15 protein-coding genes are annotated in these 16,377 nt (G+C 65.8%); all 15 read left to right on the top strand.

Annotated features, from left to right (window positions below):
- The first annotated feature begins 38 nt into the window (after positions 1 to 38).
- Entirely contained in the window at positions 39 to 338 is a 300-nt protein-coding gene (locus AC51GR_RS17285; RefSeq protein ID WP_496325857.1) for a hypothetical protein, read from the top strand.
- Positions 339 to 349: 11 nt separating this feature from the next.
- Positions 350 to 1,168, top strand: coding sequence for a TlyA family RNA methyltransferase (locus tag AC51GR_RS17280; protein WP_496325856.1), 819 nt, complete (start codon positions 350 to 352; stop codon positions 1,166 to 1,168).
- A 20-nt stretch (positions 1,169 to 1,188) separates the two neighbouring features.
- Complete coding sequence (locus AC51GR_RS17275) at positions 1,189 to 2,178, top strand: NAD kinase (protein WP_496325855.1); 990 nt, start codon at positions 1,189 to 1,191, stop codon at positions 2,176 to 2,178.
- Positions 2,178 to 3,953, top strand: a complete 1,776-nt coding sequence (recN, locus tag AC51GR_RS17270; RefSeq protein WP_496325854.1) for a DNA repair protein RecN — start codon at positions 2,178 to 2,180, stop codon at positions 3,951 to 3,953. Before AC51GR_RS17275 ends, recN begins: the two co-directional genes overlap by 1 nt.
- 92 nt (positions 3,954 to 4,045) lie before the next feature.
- A complete protein-coding gene (steA, locus tag AC51GR_RS17265; RefSeq protein ID WP_496325853.1) occupies positions 4,046 to 5,233 on the top strand; it encodes a putative cytokinetic ring protein SteA in 1,188 nt (395 codons plus the stop codon).
- 99 nt (positions 5,234 to 5,332) lie between these two features.
- Positions 5,333 to 6,256 carry a copper transporter gene (locus AC51GR_RS17260; protein ID WP_496325852.1) on the top strand — a complete coding sequence of 308 codons (924 nt, stop codon included), beginning with the start codon at positions 5,333 to 5,335 and terminating at the stop codon, positions 6,254 to 6,256.
- 243 nt (positions 6,257 to 6,499) lie between these two features.
- Positions 6,500 to 8,266: a CTP synthase gene (gene pyrG / locus AC51GR_RS17255; RefSeq protein WP_496325851.1), complete on the top strand. Its 1,767-nt coding sequence runs from the start codon at positions 6,500 to 6,502 to the stop codon at positions 8,264 to 8,266.
- Positions 8,263 to 8,907: an NUDIX domain-containing protein gene (locus AC51GR_RS17250; RefSeq protein WP_496325850.1), complete on the top strand. Its 645-nt coding sequence runs from the start codon at positions 8,263 to 8,265 to the stop codon at positions 8,905 to 8,907. The genes pyrG and AC51GR_RS17250 overlap by 4 nt, the downstream gene beginning before the upstream one ends.
- 16 nt (positions 8,908 to 8,923) lie before the next feature.
- Complete coding sequence (gene xerD, locus AC51GR_RS17245; RefSeq protein ID WP_496325849.1) at positions 8,924 to 9,850, top strand: site-specific tyrosine recombinase XerD; 927 nt, start codon at positions 8,924 to 8,926, stop codon at positions 9,848 to 9,850.
- A gap of 114 nt (positions 9,851 to 9,964) precedes the next feature.
- Positions 9,965 to 10,861 carry a ParA family protein gene (locus AC51GR_RS17240; protein ID WP_496325897.1) on the top strand — a complete coding sequence of 299 codons (897 nt, stop codon included), beginning with the start codon at positions 9,965 to 9,967 and terminating at the stop codon, positions 10,859 to 10,861.
- A gap of 2 nt (positions 10,862 to 10,863) precedes the next feature.
- Complete coding sequence (locus AC51GR_RS17235) at positions 10,864 to 11,742, top strand: segregation and condensation protein A (protein ID WP_496325848.1); 879 nt, start codon at positions 10,864 to 10,866, stop codon at positions 11,740 to 11,742.
- Positions 11,735 to 12,517, top strand: a complete 783-nt coding sequence (gene scpB / locus AC51GR_RS17230) for an SMC-Scp complex subunit ScpB (RefSeq protein WP_496325847.1) — start codon at positions 11,735 to 11,737, stop codon at positions 12,515 to 12,517. The genes AC51GR_RS17235 and scpB overlap by 8 nt, the downstream gene beginning before the upstream one ends.
- Before the next feature lie 653 nt (positions 12,518 to 13,170).
- On the top strand, positions 13,171 to 14,187 hold the full coding sequence (locus tag AC51GR_RS17225) for a pseudouridine synthase (RefSeq protein ID WP_496325896.1): 1,017 nt from the start codon (positions 13,171 to 13,173) through the stop codon (positions 14,185 to 14,187).
- Positions 14,188 to 14,213: 26 nt separating this feature from the next.
- Positions 14,214 to 14,882 (top strand): (d)CMP kinase, encoded by a 669-nt coding sequence (gene cmk / locus AC51GR_RS17220; protein WP_496325895.1) that lies wholly within the window; start codon positions 14,214 to 14,216, stop codon positions 14,880 to 14,882.
- A complete protein-coding gene (gene der, locus AC51GR_RS17215) occupies positions 14,879 to 16,306 on the top strand; it encodes a ribosome biogenesis GTPase Der (RefSeq protein ID WP_496325846.1) in 1,428 nt (475 codons plus the stop codon). The genes cmk and der overlap by 4 nt, the downstream gene beginning before the upstream one ends.
- Positions 16,307 to 16,377 lie beyond the last annotated feature (71 nt).

The following is a 16,377-nucleotide window of genomic DNA, read 5'->3' as shown; positions in this document are numbered from 1 at the left end:
CAATCAACCGCCCGCAGATCGACTAACCTTGGCAGGCGATGAACCAACCCCTGCCCGGACCCAGACCCACTGCCGGAATCACGCCCGGACCCAGACCCGGACCGACGCCCGGACCCCGACCGACACCGGGCCCGGCCCCGGTCGCGCCCGCCGCTGCCGTCGATCCGGACGCCATCAGGCGTGATGTTGCCGCGTTGCTCGAGCAGGCCGACAGCGTGGCCTCATCGGATGAGAGCACCGGCGGCGAGGCCCTGGTTCAGCTGGCAAAGCAGGCGCACCTGCTCGAACAAGCGCACACGGTGATCACCGACGCCCTGGAAAAGGTCGATCGTGTCTGAGTGTGTGCGCAATGGCGCGTAGGGCACGCCTCGATGCAGAGCTGGTGCGTCGGGGTGAGGCCCGGTCCAGGGACCACGCACGGGATCTGATCGAAGCGGGCCTGGTCAAGGTCAACGGCACCGTTGCCACGAAACCGGCAACCAATGTCGACCTCGGCGCGCCGATCGTGGTGGCGGAGACCAACGATGAGGGCTGGGCCTCGCGTGGTGCCCACAAATTGCTCGGCGCACTGGCCGCGTTCGAACCGCTCGGCGTCTCGGTGACCGGTAAACGATGCCTCGACGCGGGAGCGTCGACGGGTGGGTTCACCGACGTCCTGCTGCGGCGCGGTGCCGCCGAGGTGGTGGCGGTCGACGTGGGGTACGGCCAGCTCATCTGGCGCATCCAGAACGACGAACGCGTGCACGTGCACGATCGCACCAACGTCCGGAGTCTGACCGCTGCCGAGATCGGCGGGCCGGTGGACCTGGTGGTGGCCGACCTGTCGTTCATCTCCCTCAACCTGGTGTTCGCGGCGTTCGCCGATTGCGCGAACGTCGGAGCGGACCTGCTGCCCATGGTCAAACCACAGTTCGAGGTGGGTAAGGACCGGGTGGGATCCGGGGGAGTGGTGCGCAGTGCCGAACTTCGTGCCGAAGCGGTCACTGCCGTCGCGCAGACCGCTGCGGGTCACGGCCTGCAGACGCTCGGTGTTGTGGCCAGCCCGTTGCCGGGCCCGTCGGGCAATGTTGAATACTTCCTCTGGCTGCGTAAGCAGACCGAACCGGGTGTCGTAGATGACAATGTGCGCATGGCCATTGCCGAGGCGATCGAGAAAGGGCCCCAGTGAGTGATCTGGCGGGTGCCCCTGTGGAAAACGTGCCGGGCGCACAGGAGTCGGTTGTGGAGGCGCAGGAACGCGAGTTCCTTGTCGTCGCCCACACCGGCCGGGACATCGTGCGCGAGACCATGGCGGTCATCGCCAAACGGTGCGCGGACGCCGGAATCGGGTTGCGCGTCATCGATCACGACATCATGTCGACGCCGCCGGGGCCGCCGTACCTGGGCGCCGTGTACCCGCTCGACCTCGAGGAACTGCGCGACACCGGTGCCGACATCGCCGTGACGTCCGCCGGCGAACAGTCTGCGGTCGGTTGCGAAGTGGTCATCGTGCTCGGTGGCGACGGTACGTTCCTGCGTGCCGCCGAGATCGCGCATCCGCTGTCCGTGCCGGTGCTCGGGATCAACCTCGGGCACATCGGCTTTCTCGCCGAGGCGGAGGCGAACCGGATCGACGAGGTGATGACCAAACTCGTCACCCGTGATTACTCGATCGAAGATCGCATGACGCTCGACATCAGCATCCGGGTCGACGGTCGGGTGATCGCACAGACCTGGGCTCTGAACGAGGTCAGCATCCAGAACCTGTCGCGGCAGGGCGTCCTGGAGTTGATCACGGAGGTCGACGGACGTCCGGTTTCGGCATTCGGTGCCGACGGCATCCTGGTCTCCACGCCGACCGGTTCGACCGCCTACGCGTTCTCCGCGGGCGGCCCGGTCATGTGGCCTGACCTGGAGGCCATCCTCCTGGTGCCGTCGAATGCCCACGCCCTCTTCGCCCGGCCGATGGTGACCAGCCCGCGTTCGCTCGTGGCGGTCGAGGTGATGGCCCGCGGGCAGGACGCACTCGTCGCCTGCGATGGGCGCCGCAACATCGAGGTACCGGCCGGTGGCCGCATCGAGGTCGTCCGTGGACGCAAGCCGGTGCGCTGGATCCGGATCGATTCGGATCCGTTCGCCGACCGGTTGGTGCGCAAGTTCGAACTGCCGGTCACCGGGTGGAGGGGGAGGCAAACCTAGTGCTCGAAGAAATCTCGATCAGCGGCCTGGGCGTCATCGACAAGGCCAGCGCCGAGTTTCATGAAGGCCTGACCGTGTTGACCGGCGAGACCGGTGCGGGCAAGACCATGGTGGTCACCAGCCTGCACCTGTTGTCCGGCGCGCGGGCCGATGCCGGCCGCGTCCGCACCGGCCAGAGCCGGGCCGTGGTGGAAGGTCGTTTCCGGGCCACCGGTGCCGACGCCACCGAGGTCCTTGATTCGTCCGGTGCCGAACTCGACGACGACGGCACGGTGATCGCTGTCCGCACGGTCAACGCCGACGGCCGGTCCCGGGCCCATCTCGGTGGCCGGTCGGTTCCGGTCGGATTGCTCGGACAGTTCACCAGCGGCCAGCTGGCGATCCATGGTCAGAATGACCAGCTCCGGTTGCTGCGCGCAGAACATCAGCGTGATGCGCTCGACCGATTTGCCGCCGGCGCGGTGACCAAACCACTCAAGGCGTACCGGGAGGCGCGCGATCGGTGGGTGACGTTGGCCGATCAACTCCGGGAGCGCCAGGCCAACTCGCGGGAGATCGCGCAAGAAGCCGACCGACTCCGGTTCGGTGTGGACGAGATCGACAAGGTCGCGCCGCAGGCCCGCGAAGACGAAGAGATCGCGGCCACGGTCCGTCGCCTCGGTGATCTGGAAACCGTGCGCGCCGCGGCCGCGGCCGCTCTGGTGGCCGTCACCGGCGCCGACCCGAACTCCGACGCCCAGCTCGGAGGGTCGGTCCTCGACGGATTGGGTGTGGCCCGGACCGCCGTGGGGACGATCAACGACGACACGTTGCGGGGGCTGTTGCCGCGGATCGAAGAAGCGCTCAGCGTCGTCGGGGACATCGGTGAAGAACTCAGCAGCTTCCTGTCCGGTCTGCCGACGGACGCCGCCGAACTCGAGCAGTTGCTGCAGCGGCAGGCCGAACTGAAGTCGCTGGTCCGCAAATACGCCCCGGACATCGACGGTGTGATCGCATGGGCCGACGCGGCCCGCTCGCGGCTCGCCGAGATCGGTGACTCCTCGGAAACACTCGAAGACCTCTCGGCCCGGGTGGCCGCGGCCCGCGACGACGTGGCCGCGGCGGCGGGCAAGTTGACCAAGGTGCGCGTCAAGGCCGCCAAGTCGTTGGCCACCAAGGTCAGTTCTGAACTGACGGGTCTGGCGATGGGGGATGCGCAGCTCGAGGTCGTCGTCTCGCCGGATGATGCGACCGACAACGATCGCCGGTCGCTCGAGATCGACGGGCGAGCGGTCCATGCCGGCCCCGATGGCACCGACAAGGTCGAGTTCGGGCTGGTCGCGCACGCCGGCGCGCCGGTTCGGCCGATCGCGAAATCGGCATCCGGTGGTGAGCTCTCCCGCGTGATGCTCGCGCTGGAGGTGGTCCTGGCCGGTCCGGGTGGCGGTTCCACGATGGTGTTCGACGAGGTCGACGCCGGTGTCGGTGGTCGCGCGGCGGTCGAGATCGGACGCCGACTGGCCCGTTTGGCACAGGCACACCAGGTCATCGTGGTCACGCATCTGCCCCAGGTGGCGGCGTTTGCCGACAATCACCTGCTGATCGGAAAACAGAGCTCCCCGGGATCGAAATCGGCCAAGTCTTCTTCGGTGACGAGTTCGGTGGCCGTGCTCGACCGGGACGAGCGTGTGGCAGAATTGGCCAGAATGCTTGCCGGACTGGGGGATTCGGATACCGGTCGGGCTCACGCCGAGGAACTCCTGGGGACCGCGGAGCAAGAGAAAGCGGCTTTTTGACCGCGATACGCCTGTTACTCGTGTGACAAAAGTGGCGTGTGTTACGGCGCGCCTCCACCAAAACCATCGAGTGGTGGTTCAGTGTTTCCCGCATGAGGATGCCTGCCCTGCTGTCACGCACAACCGAAACTCTGCCTGGGATCAGCGGTATCGCCAGGATCGACAAGAACACCAAACGACTGCTGTCCAGGGTCGGCCCCGGGGACATCGTGATCCTCGACGAGGTCGACCTGGACCGCGTCACGGCCGACGCGCTCGTCGCCGCTGACGTGCTGGCCGTCGTGAACGCTTCGACGTCCATCTCCGGTCGTTTCCCCAACCTCGGTCCCGAGTTGTTGGCGGCCTCGGGCATCACCCTGATCGACGATGTCGGTGTCGAGGTCTTCAAGCGCATCAAGGACGGCGCCAAGATCCGCGTCGACGACGGTGGCCTGTATTCCGGTGAACGCCGGCTCGCGAAGGGCATCGAACTCGGCGAGCGTGAGATCGCCGATCTGATGATCGACGCCAAGACGGGTCTGGTCGATCACCTCGAGGCCTTCTCCGGCAACACCATCGAGTTCATCCGCAGCGAGTCGCCCCTGCTGATCGACGGTGTCGGTGTTCCCGACGTCGACGTCCGCATCGAGGGCCGCCACGTGGTGGTCGTCTCCGACGGACCCGATCACGCGGCCGACCTCAAGAAGCTCAAGCCGTTCATCAAGGAGTACCAGCCGATCATGGTCGGTGTTGATGGTGGCGCCGACACGTTGATGGACATGGGTTACCGCCCCGACCTGATCGTCGGTGACCCCGAGGGGATGCGGGCGGCAACGCTCAAGTCCGGCGCGCAGGTCGTCCTGCCCGCCGACCCCGATGGTCATGCCCCGGGTCTCGAGCGGATCCAGGATCTCGGAATCGGTGCGATGACGTTCCCGGCCGCCGGGTCCGCGGCCGACCTGGCGCTGCTGCTCGTCGACCACCACGAGGCCGCGCTGATCGTCACCGTCGGCCACCCGGCCTCGATCGACGAGTTCTTCGACCGCAGCCTGCGTGAGTCCAACCCGTCGACCTTCCTCACCCGGCTCAAGGTCGGCGCAAAGCTCGTCGACGCAAAAGCTGTCGCGACTCTGTACCGTTCCCGGGTTTCCGGGGCGGCCATCGCGCTGCTGATCCTGGCCGCACTGGTGGCCATGATCGTCGCGGTGATGATGTCGAGCAGTGGTTCGGAAGTGACCGACTGGATCGTCGATCAGTGGGACCGCCTCACCGACTGGGTCCAGCGGGTGTGGAACGAATGATCGTGGTCACTGATCGCTCACACTGATCGCTGACACGCCCCGAACCCGCAGGGGACCGGCGTGGCTGGATCGACCTGATACTCCTGGAATGAGATTTTTGTGATTTCGCTTCGCCAGCACGCCATTTCGCTGGTCGCGGTGTTCCTCGCCCTCGCTGTCGGGGTGGTGCTGGGATCCGGATTTGTCGCTGACACGTTCGGGTCGGCCAGTGACACCCAGGACAAGCGGGAGCAGGAGCTGCGCGACGAGAACCAGCAGCTGACCAACAACCTCAACGCTGCCAACAACTTCGACACCGCGATCGCGGGTCGACTGTTGGCCGGGTCGCTGACCGATCGTCCGGTGCTGATCATCACCGCGCCGGGGGCGGACGAGGGCGATGTGGCGGCGGTCAAGGACAACCTGAACAAGTCGGGTGCGATCCTGAGTGGACAGCTGGCACTGACGGACACTTTCGTCAGTGATCAGAGCGCCGAGAAGATGCGTTCGATCGTCGACCAGTCGATTCCGGCAGGCAGCACCTTGAAGACGGAGTTGACCGACTCCGGTGGTCGCGCCGGGGATCTGCTGGGGCTGTTGCTCAACCTGTCGCCGGACGAGGAGGGATCACAGGTCGACTCCGGTGCCACCGATGCCGGGCTGGCAGCACTCAAGCAAGGCGGCTTCATCGATTACGCCGAGGGTACGGTTGCGCCGGCCCAACTCTCGATCATCGTGACCGGCAACAAATTTGCCGACGATTCCGGTGCGCGGGGACAGGTGATCGCCCGTTTCGCGGCCGCCTTCTCCGAGCGCGGTGCCGGAACCGTGCTGGTGGGCCGGACCGGTTCGGCCGAGGGTTCGTCCCCGATCGCGGTGATCCGGGCCGACCCCGCGCTGAACGCAGAGGTCTCCACCGTCGACAACGCCAATCAGGCAACCGGCCGGATCACCGCCGTCCTGGCGCTGACGGACGAGCTGGGCAACAAGCACGGCGCCTACGGCACCGGGCCCGGCGCCACCGCGATCGCGCCGGAGAGCTGAGCTGATCGGTCGCTGCAGATCTGAAGCCGCGAGAAGCGGGTAGATCTGTAGGCCACCCGGATCAAACGACGCCACGTGTCATCTGCGCCACACCCGGGCGCAGGCACGTGGCGTTCGTGTCTGTACGGCCCTGTCCAGGGCGATCACCGGTTCGTGTCAGAGTAGGAAATCTGGCCATTGGTGTTACCGTGGAGTCCCGTAGGTAGGCAAGGATTTCTTGCCGCAGTACTAACGGGAGAAGCGTTGCGTCCATTACGTCATGTGCGGTCCGGCACAAAGCACATCTTCGTGACCGGGGGCGTTGCATCGTCGCTCGGTAAAGGTCTGACGGCTTCGAGCCTCGGCCAGTTGCTCACGGCGCGCGGACTGCGCGTCACGATGCAAAAGCTAGATCCTTATCTCAACGTCGACCCGGGAACGATGAACCCGTTTCAGCACGGCGAGGTTTTTGTCACCGAAGACGGTGCCGAAACCGATCTCGATGTCGGCCACTATGAACGCTTCCTCGACCGGGATCTGTCCGGGTTCGCGAATGTGACCACAGGACAGGTCTATTCGACCGTCATCGCCAAAGAGCGCCGCGGTGAGTACCTCGGTGACACCGTCCAGGTGATCCCGCACATCACCGACGAGATCAAGCGCCGCATCCTCGCGATGGGCCAGGCCGACAGCGACGGCCAGGTCCCCGACGTCGTCATCACCGAGATCGGTGGCACGATCGGCGACATCGAATCGCAGCCGTTCGTCGAGGCGGCACGTCAGATCCGTCACGACGTCGGCCGGGACAATGTGTTCTTCCTCCATGTGTCACTGGTCCCGTACCTGGCCCCCTCGGGTGAACTGAAGACCAAACCGACCCAGCACTCGGTCGCCGCGCTGCGCAGCATCGGTATCCAGCCCGACGCGCTGATCCTGCGGTGCGATCGCGACGTCCCCGAGGCGCTGAAGAACAAGATCGCTCTCATGTGCGACGTGGACGTCGAGGGTGTCATCTCGACGCCGGACGCCCCGTCCATCTACGACATCCCCAAGGTGCTGCACGCCGAGCAGCTCGACGCCTACGTCGTCCGCAAGCTCGGGCTCCCGTTCCGGGACGTCGACTGGACCGTCTGGGGCGAGCTGCTCAACCGGGTCCACGAGCCTCGTGAAGAGGTCACCATCGCGCTGGTCGGCAAGTATGTCGAGCTGCCGGACGCCTACCTGTCGGTGACCGAGGCCATCCGGGCCGGCGGTTTCGCCCATCGGGCTCGCGTCAACCTGGTGTGGGTCCAGTCCGACGACTGCGCCGACGACGCCGGGGCTGCCGCAGCGCTCGCCGATGTCGACGGCATCCTGATCCCGGGTGGATTCGGGATCCGCGGCATCGAGGGCAAGGTCGGCGCGGTCCGATATGCGCGTACCCACAAGATCCCGCTGCTGGGGCTGTGCCTGGGTCTGCAGTGCATCGTCATCGAGGCCGCACGTACCGCCGGTCTCGCCGATGCGAGCTCCACCGAATTCGATCCCGAGACCCCGTACCCGGTGATCTCGACGATGGCCGATCAGGAAGACGCCGTCGCCGGTGAGGCCGACCTCGGTGGAACGATGCGGCTCGGCGCCTACCCGGCGAAGCTCGACCGCGGTTCGGTTGTGGCCAACGCCTATGGCTCCGTTGACGTTTCCGAACGTCACCGGCATCGTTTCGAGGTCAACAACAGCTACCGCGACAAGATCGCCGAAAGCGGTCTGGTGTTCTCGGGCACCTCACCGGACGGCCATCTCGTGGAGTTCGTCGAGTACCCGCGTGAGGTTCACCCGTTCCTGGTCGGCACCCAGGCCCACCCGGAACTCAAGAGCCGCCCGACGCGTCCGCATCCGTTGTTCAGCGCATTCGTGCGGGCTTCATTGCGGTACAAGATGGCCGAGCGTCTGCCGGTCGACGTCCACGGTGACGAAGACGTCGATGTCGATCTCGACTCCGTCCTCGACGTGACCGCCGCCGAGGCGGGCGCCAAAGAGGCCGGCATTTGAGCGAGCGTCACGAGTTCCGGACCCTCGGAACCGACGTTCGCTACGACGGGGCGATTGTTGCGCTCCGGGTCGACGAGGTCGCGATGCCCGGCGGGACCACCGCCAGGCGTGAGGTGGTCGAACACCACGGCGCGGTGGCGGTGGTCGCGGTGAACGAGCAGGACGAGATCGCGATGGTGCTGCAGTACCGGCATCCGATCGGTCGGCGTCTTCTCGAACTCCCGGCGGGTCTGCTCGACGGGGGACCGCAGGAGAGTCCCGTCGAGGCGGCCCGGCGTGAGCTGATCGAGGAGACCGGACTTGCCGCCGAACGGTGGCAGGTGCTGGTCGACATCGATGTCTCGCCGGGCTTCACCGACGAGGCGCTGCGGGTCTATCTCGCCAGCGGGATAACCGAAGTGCCGCAACCGGATCCGGGGCACGAAGAAGCCGACATGACATTGCACTGGGTGTCGCTCGATGATGCGGTACGGCAGGTCTTGTCCGGTGACATCGTCAACGCGACGGCCGCGAGCGGGATCCTGGCCCTGTCCGCCGCTCGGTCACAGTCGATTCCGTTGCGTGATGTCGATGCACCCTGGACCGACCGTCCGGTGGCGTTCGCCAACCGCAAGTCGGACAGCGGGACCGGTCGAGAATGAACGCGCGCCGAACCTCATGAGCCTCGCGGATCAGGTGCAGGTCTACCTGGACCACCTCGAGGTCGAACGGGGTTCGGCGCGTAACACTCTGCAGTCCTATGCCCGGGATCTGCGGCGGTATCAGGAGTATCTGGCGTCGCGGGGGATCGACGTGCTCGCCGACGTCACCGAGGCCGATATCCGGGAGTTCCTCGTCGCCCTTCGCCGCGGTGACGCCGACAACGACAAACCCCCGTTGGCCGACAGCTCGATCGCGCGAACCCTGGTGGCCACGAGAGGTTTTCACAAGTTCGCCGCCGCCGAGGGAATCGTGCCGGACGACGTCGCGCACGGTGTGGCCCCGCCCAAGGCGCCGCGCCGGCTCCCCAAGAGCCTGCCGGTCGACGAGGTGCTCGCGATCCTGACCGCCAGCGGTGGTGAGGACGTCGCCGACTCGCCGCGGTCGCTGCGGAACCGGGCATTGCTCGAACTGCTCTACAGCTGTGGTGCCCGCATCTCGGAGGCGGTCACCCTCGACGTCGACGACATAGACACCGAATCCCGGTCCGTGGTGTTGCGTGGCAAAGGGGGAAAAGAACGAATCGTGCCCGTCGGCCGTCCGGCCATCGCCGCACTGGACGCGTATCTCGTGCGTGGCAGACCCGCGCTCGTCTCCAAGTTCAACCCGGCACTGTTCCTGAACTCACGGGGTGGCCGGCTCAGTCGCCAGAGCGCCTGGCAGGTGCTCGTCGATGCAGCCGAGCGCGCCGGGTTGGACAAAGCCGTCTCACCGCACACGTTGCGTCACAGCTTCGCCACGCATCTGCTCGACGGTGGTGCGGACGTCCGCGTGGTGCAGGAACTTCTCGGACATGCATCGGTGACGACCACGCAGGTCTACACCCTTGTGACGGTCGGAACGATGCGTGAGGTGTACGCGCTGGCGCACCCTCGGGCCCGATAAGACACCCGCGTAGCGGTGAGCCTCCACAGCGCCGCCGCGCCGACCCACTAGGCTCTGGGTGTGACAACGCCGCAGCCACCTGAATACGGGCGCGGGCGTGAAGCGAATCAGTTGATGATCTCGCCGCCGCCAGTCGGCGTAGAGGAACTCAACCGCGAAAAGCCCAGCGCACCCGGAGAGCTCGGGCCGACCGGCCGCGAACTGCGTCCGGTGCCCGAACCGATGCCGCTAGACCGGCACGGTCCTGCCACGGTGGTCGCTGTCTGTAATCAGAAGGGTGGCGTGGGCAAGACCACGTCCACCATCAACCTGGGCGCCGCCTTGGCCGAATGTGGTCGTCGTGTGCTGCTGGTCGATCTCGACCCCCAGGGCGCGCTGTCCGCCGGTCTGGGTGTCCCGCACCACGAGCTCGACCTGACGGTCCACAACATGCTGGTTCCGCCGCAGATCTCTGCTGAAGATGTCCTGATGCGGACGCGGGTCGACGGCATGGACCTGTTGCCGTCCAACATCGACCTGTCGGCAGCCGAGATCCAGCTGGTCAACGAGGTGGGCCGCGAGCACACCCTCGGCCGTGCGCTGCATCCGCTGCTGGACCGCTACGACTACGTGCTGATCGACTGCCAGCCGTCGCTGGGGCTGCTCACCGTCAATGCGCTCGCCTGCGCCGACACGGTTGTCATTCCGATGGAGTGCGAGTACTTCAGTCTGCGTGGACTGGCGCTGCTCAACGACACCATCGACAAGGTTCGCGATCGGCTCAATCCGCGCCTGACGCTCGGCGGCATCCTGGTGACGATGTTCGACGCCCGCACCCTGCATTCCCGTGAGGTGATGCAGCGGGTGGTCGAGGTGTTCGGTGACAAGGTCTACGACACCGTCATCAGCCGGACCGTCCGATTCCCCGAAACCAGTGTCGCCGGTGAACCCATCACCTCGTGGGCACCGAAATCAGGCGGCGCGAAGGCGTATCGGGCACTGGCCCGCGAAGTCATTCACCGCACGCGTTAGAGATGGCCGAGCCCTCAGAGACCGAGCCTTCAGAGACAGGGCCGTCAGAGGTTGCAGAAGTCGAGGTCGCGGCGGAACCCGTTGTTGTCGGCAAGTCTCGCTTCCAGGTCAAGCTGGCGAACTTCGAGGGTCCGTTCGACCTGCTGCTCAATCTCATCGGGCAACACCGCCTCGACGTCACCGAGGTCGCGTTGCACGAGGTCACCGACGATTTCATCGCTTACACCAAGCTTCTGGGTGCGGAGATGGAACTCGACCAGACCACCGAGTTCCTCGTGGTGGCGGCCACGCTGCTCGACCTGAAGGCCGCGCGTCTGCTGCCCTCTGGTGAGGTCGAGAACGACGAGGACCTCGCATTGCTCGAGGCCCGCGACCTGCTGTTCGCGCGCCTGCTCCAGTACCGGGCCTACAAACAGGTCGCGATGTTGTTTGCGGAGCTGGAAGCCGCCGCGCTGCAACGCTATCCGCGTGGGGTGTCACTCGAACCGCGTTTCGAGTCGTTGCTGCCCGAGGTGACTCTCGGTGTCAGCCCGGCGGTGTTCGCCGAGGTGGCGGTGTCGGCGATGACACCCAAACCGGTTCCCAAGGTGGGGCTCGGGCATCTGCACATCGAGAAGGTGTCGGTGCCCGCGCACGCTTTGCGGATCGGGGAGATCTTGCGGCACGCCGGTGCCGGCGTGTGGGTGAGTTTCTCGGACCTGGTCGTCGAATGCGGAAGCGGTCTCGAGGTGGTGGCGCGATTCCTGGCCCTGTTGGAGTTGTATCGCGAGCGGGCCGTGGCCTTCGAACAGCCCGAGGCTCTCGGGGCGTTGATGGTGAGTTGGACCGGTGAGCTCGAAGACGCTCAGGTGATCGTCGAGAAGGGTGAAGATTATGGCTGAGGAACAACCGCTCGAAGAGCCGCAGGAGACTTCCGGCGCCGAGGCCGACGAGATGCTGTCGGATGCGCTGGCCGATGCCCTGTCCGAGGACGACGGCGCCGAGAACACAGCGGACGACGACCTGCCGGTGGAAGACGTCCTCGCGGACGACGAACTCCGGTCGGCGCTTGAAGCGATGTTGCTGGTGACAGACACACCGGCACCCACCGACCAGCTCGCGTCGGTGCTCGAAGAGAAGACCTCGCGGGTCCAGGCGATGCTGCGGCAGATGTCGAACGAATTGACGGACCGAAACAGCGGCATGGACCTCCGCTACGCCGGTGACGGCTGGCGGTATTACACCCGCAACGAGTACGCGCCCTACGTCGAACGGCTTCTCCTCGACGGTGCCCGGACGAAACTGACGCGGGCGGCGCTCGAAACCCTGGCCGTGGTGGCCTACCGCCAACCGGTCAGCCGGTCCAGGGTCAGTGCGGTGCGCGGGGTCAACGTCGACGGTGTGGTACGCACGTTGCTCGCCCGCGGATTGCTCGCCGAAGTCGGAACAGACCCGGATTCGGGCGCAGTGACGTACGGCACGACGGAACTATTTTTGGAACGTCTGGGGTTGGCTTCTTTGGACGAGCTACCGGATCTCGCGCCGTTACTCCCTGACGTGGACGTCATCGACGCCCTCGGAGATGAGATCATCAGCGACCCGCGATTCGCCAAACTGGCAGGTAACCCGTCAGACTTGAAGAACAAAACCAACAACATCACCGTCGACGACGATTGAGCTGCGCATTGCAGATCGATCAATACGACGGGAATTAGGGATAGAGAATGGCACCCGCTAGCCGAGACGGCAAACCGGACAGAAGCAACAACAACCAAGGCAAAGGGCGAGCTCCCCGTGAGGGAGGACGGTCGTTCGACGACCGCGACGCCAAGCCTTACTCCGAGCGTGGCAGTCGGCCCGCCGGAGACCGTGGTGGCAGGTCCACCGGCGGTGAGCGCGGTGGTCGGCCCACGGGTGATCGTGGTGGCAGGCCCACCGGCGGCGGCGAGCGCGGCGGACGTCCCACGGGTGATCGTGGTGGCAGGCCCAGCTTTGGTGATCGCAGTGGTCGGCCTTCGGGCGATCGTGATGGTCGGTCCGGCGGTGGCGAGCGCAGTGGTCGGCCTTCGGGCGATCGTGATGGTCGGTCCGGCGGCGGCGAGCGTGGCGGACGTCCTACCGGTGATCGCGGTGGACGGCCCAGCTTTGGTGATCGCAGTGGTCGGCCTTCGGGCGATCGTGACGGTCGGTCCGGCGGCGGCGAGCGTGGCGGACGTCCCACCGGAGATCGTGGTGGACGGCCCAGCTTTGGTGATCGCGGACGGCCTTCGGGCGATCGTGGCGGAAAGCCGGCATACGAGCGCAGCGAAAAGCCCGCTTACGAGCGTGGCGTGCGGAGCGGCGGCGAAGATCTCGGTCGTCCGACCGGTGACCGGACCGCGAACCCCGGCACCGAGCGCGCGGGTGGCGCGACCGGCGGGAGGCCCGCGGGTAAGGCGACCAAGAATGCCGCCGAAGCACGGTTCAAGAAGACTCATCGCAAGGGCTTCAACCCGGAGCGCGGTGCTCGTTCGGCCCCTGACGCGAAGAGCGGTCAGGTTCGGCTGAACAACGCAAAACCCGCCCGTGACCAGAATCCGCTGGATGCAGCGGAAGACGGTGCGACTTACGTCAAGGATGGCTTGCGACTGCAGAAGGTGCTCGCGCAGGCCGGAGTGGCTTCGCGACGCGGCGCCGAAGAGTTGATCGCGGCCGGCCGTGTCGAGGTCGACGGCGAAATCGTCCTGGAGCAGGGCCTGCGTATCAATCCTGAAACCGCTGTGGTCCGCGTCGACGGATCTCGTGTGGTTGTCAACGAGGAGCACCAGTACCTCGCGTTGAACAAGCCCAAGGGCTGGCAGTCGACGATGGCCGACGAGTTCGGCCGTCCCTGCATCGGTGACCTGGTTGCCGAGCGGGTCATGTCGGGGCAGCGGCTGTTCCACGTCGGACGCCTCGACGCCGACACCGAAGGGCTCATCCTGCTCACCAACGATGGTGAGCTGGCGCACCGTTTGATGCATCCATCGTTCGAGGTCCCGAAGACCTACATGGTGACCGTGCGCGGAGAGGTGCATCGCAACCTGGGTCGCACCCTGCGCGACGGCATCGAACTCGATGACGGCCCGGCCAAGATCGACAAGTTCGCATTGCTCGACGTGAACCAGGGCATCTCGCTTCTCCGTCTGACTTTGCACGAGGGCCGCAAGCACATCGTCCGTCGAATCCTTGACGCAGCCGGCTTCCCGGTTATTCGACTGGTGCGCACCGATATCGGTGCGGTCAACATCGGCGAACAACGTCCGGGCACCTTGCGGGTCATGGGCAACGATGAGATCGGCGCGCTCTACAAGGCGGTGGGAATGTGACCAACCCAGAGGTGATCACGTCCGGCGTGATCGCCATCGATGGTCCGGCCGGAACCGGTAAATCGAGTGTGGCGCGCCGCGTGGCAACCGCGTTGGGCGCCAACTACATCGACACCGGAGCCATGTATCGGGTCGCAACCCTTCGCGCACTGCGTGCCGGTGTGGCATTGGACGATCCGGACGCGATCGACAAAGCGACCGAGGGCGTGCGCATTTCCATCACCAGCAACCCGACCAAGCAGGTCGTGTTGATGGACGACGAGGATGTCTCCGACGAGATTCGTCGCGACGAGGTGACTCACGCGGTGTCGGCCGTCTCGGCCGTACCCGCCGTACGTACTCGTCTGGTGCAGGCGCAGCGCGATCTGGCAGAGAACGGACTCAGCGTGCTCGAGGGCCGCGACATCGGGACCGTTGTGTTCCCCGATGCCGCGCTCAAGGTGTACCTGACCGCAACGCCCGAGGTTCGTGCGCAGCGGCGACATGATCAGAACGTCGCTGCAGGAATTGACAGTGATTACCAGACTGTGCTGGCGGACGTGATCCGCCGGGACCATCTGGATTCGACACGGTCGACGTCGCCATTGCGACCGGCCGATGATGCCGTACAGGTCGACACCACCGACATGGGCATCGAAGAGGTGATCGCCAAGCTGGTCGAGTTGGCGCGCAACCGGATTGGGGTAGAAGCATGAGTGACAATTTTGACGGGGCAGCAATCTCGTCCGATGGATTGTGGTCGGATGAATCCGACTTCGAGCTCGTAGAGCTCTCCGATCTGGGCGTTGATGGCGCGCCGGTGGCGGTGCCCGTTGTGGCGATCGTCGGTCGCCCGAACGTGGGCAAGTCGTCGCTGGTGAACCGAATCCTGGGTCGCCGTGAAGCGGTGGTCGAGGACATCCCCGGCGTGACCCGTGACCGTGTCTCCTACGAGGCATCGTGGGCCGGACGACGATTCATGGTGCAGGACACCGGTGGTTGGGAACCCGACGCCAAGGGTCTGCAGCAGTCCGTTGCGCGCCAGGCCGAGATCGCGATGAAGACGGCCGACGCAATCGTGCTGGTTGTCGACACCACCGTGGGTGCCACGGCCACCGACGAAGCGGTGGCCAAGGTGCTGCGGCGCTCGAAGACCCCGGTGTTGCTGGCAGCGAATAAGGTTGACGACGAACGGCTGGAAGCCGAAGCGGCTGCCCTGTGGTCGCTGGGACTGGGGGAGCCGTACACGGTGTCCGCCGCCCACGGTCGCGGTACCGGTGATCTGCTCGACAAGATCCTCGAAGCACTGCCCGAAACGCCTCGCGAATCCACCACCATGGGTGGCCCGCGCCGAGTTGCGTTGGTGGGCAAGCCCAACGTGGGCAAGAGCTCGCTGATGAACAAGCTCACCGGTGAAGAACGTGCCGTGGTCGACAACGTCGCCGGAACCACGGTCGACCCCGTCGACGAGCTGGTCGAACTCGGTGGACGGGTCTGGAACTTCGTCGACACCGCCGGGTTGCGCAAGAAGGTCACACAGTCGAGCGGACATGAGTTCTACGCGTCGCTGCGCACCCGGTCGGCCATCGAGGCCGCCGAGGTCGCGGTGCTGCTGATCGACGCCTCGGAGCCGATCACCGAGCAGGACCAGCGGGTTCTGACGATGATCATCGAGGCCGGTCGTGCATTGGTGATCGCGTTCAACAAGTGGGATCTGGTCGACGAGGACCGCCGGCTGCAGTTGGCCAAGGAGGTCGACCGCGACCTGTCCCGCGTGCCGTGGGCACGGACGGTCAACATCTCAGCCCACACCGGTCGGTCCGTGGCCAAGCTCGTGCCGGCACTGGATACGGCGTTGGCGTCATGGGACAAGCGGATCTCGACCGGTCAGCTCAACAACTGGCTCAAGGATGTCATCGCCGAGACTCCGCCACCGATGCGTGGTGGGCGTCTGCCTCGGGTGATGTTTGCGACGCAGGCTGCCACCCGGCCGCCGACGTTCGTCTTCTTCACCACGGGATTCCTGGAGGCCGGCTACCGCCGCTTCCTGGAGCGAAAGCTGCGTGAGGCCTTCAACTTCGATGGCTCGCCGGTTCGGGTGAACGTCCGCGTCCGCGAGAAGCGCGAGCGCACGAAGTAGCGAACGCAAGTATTGGATCCGCAACCTGCCCCGGTCGACACAAATCGACCGGGGCAAGGTTCGTTCAGGCC

Source organism: Williamsia sp. z71 (genome assembly GCF_059553375.1).
Note: the sequence above shows the minus strand (reverse complement) of the source record. Positions and strands in the feature narration are given on the sequence as shown.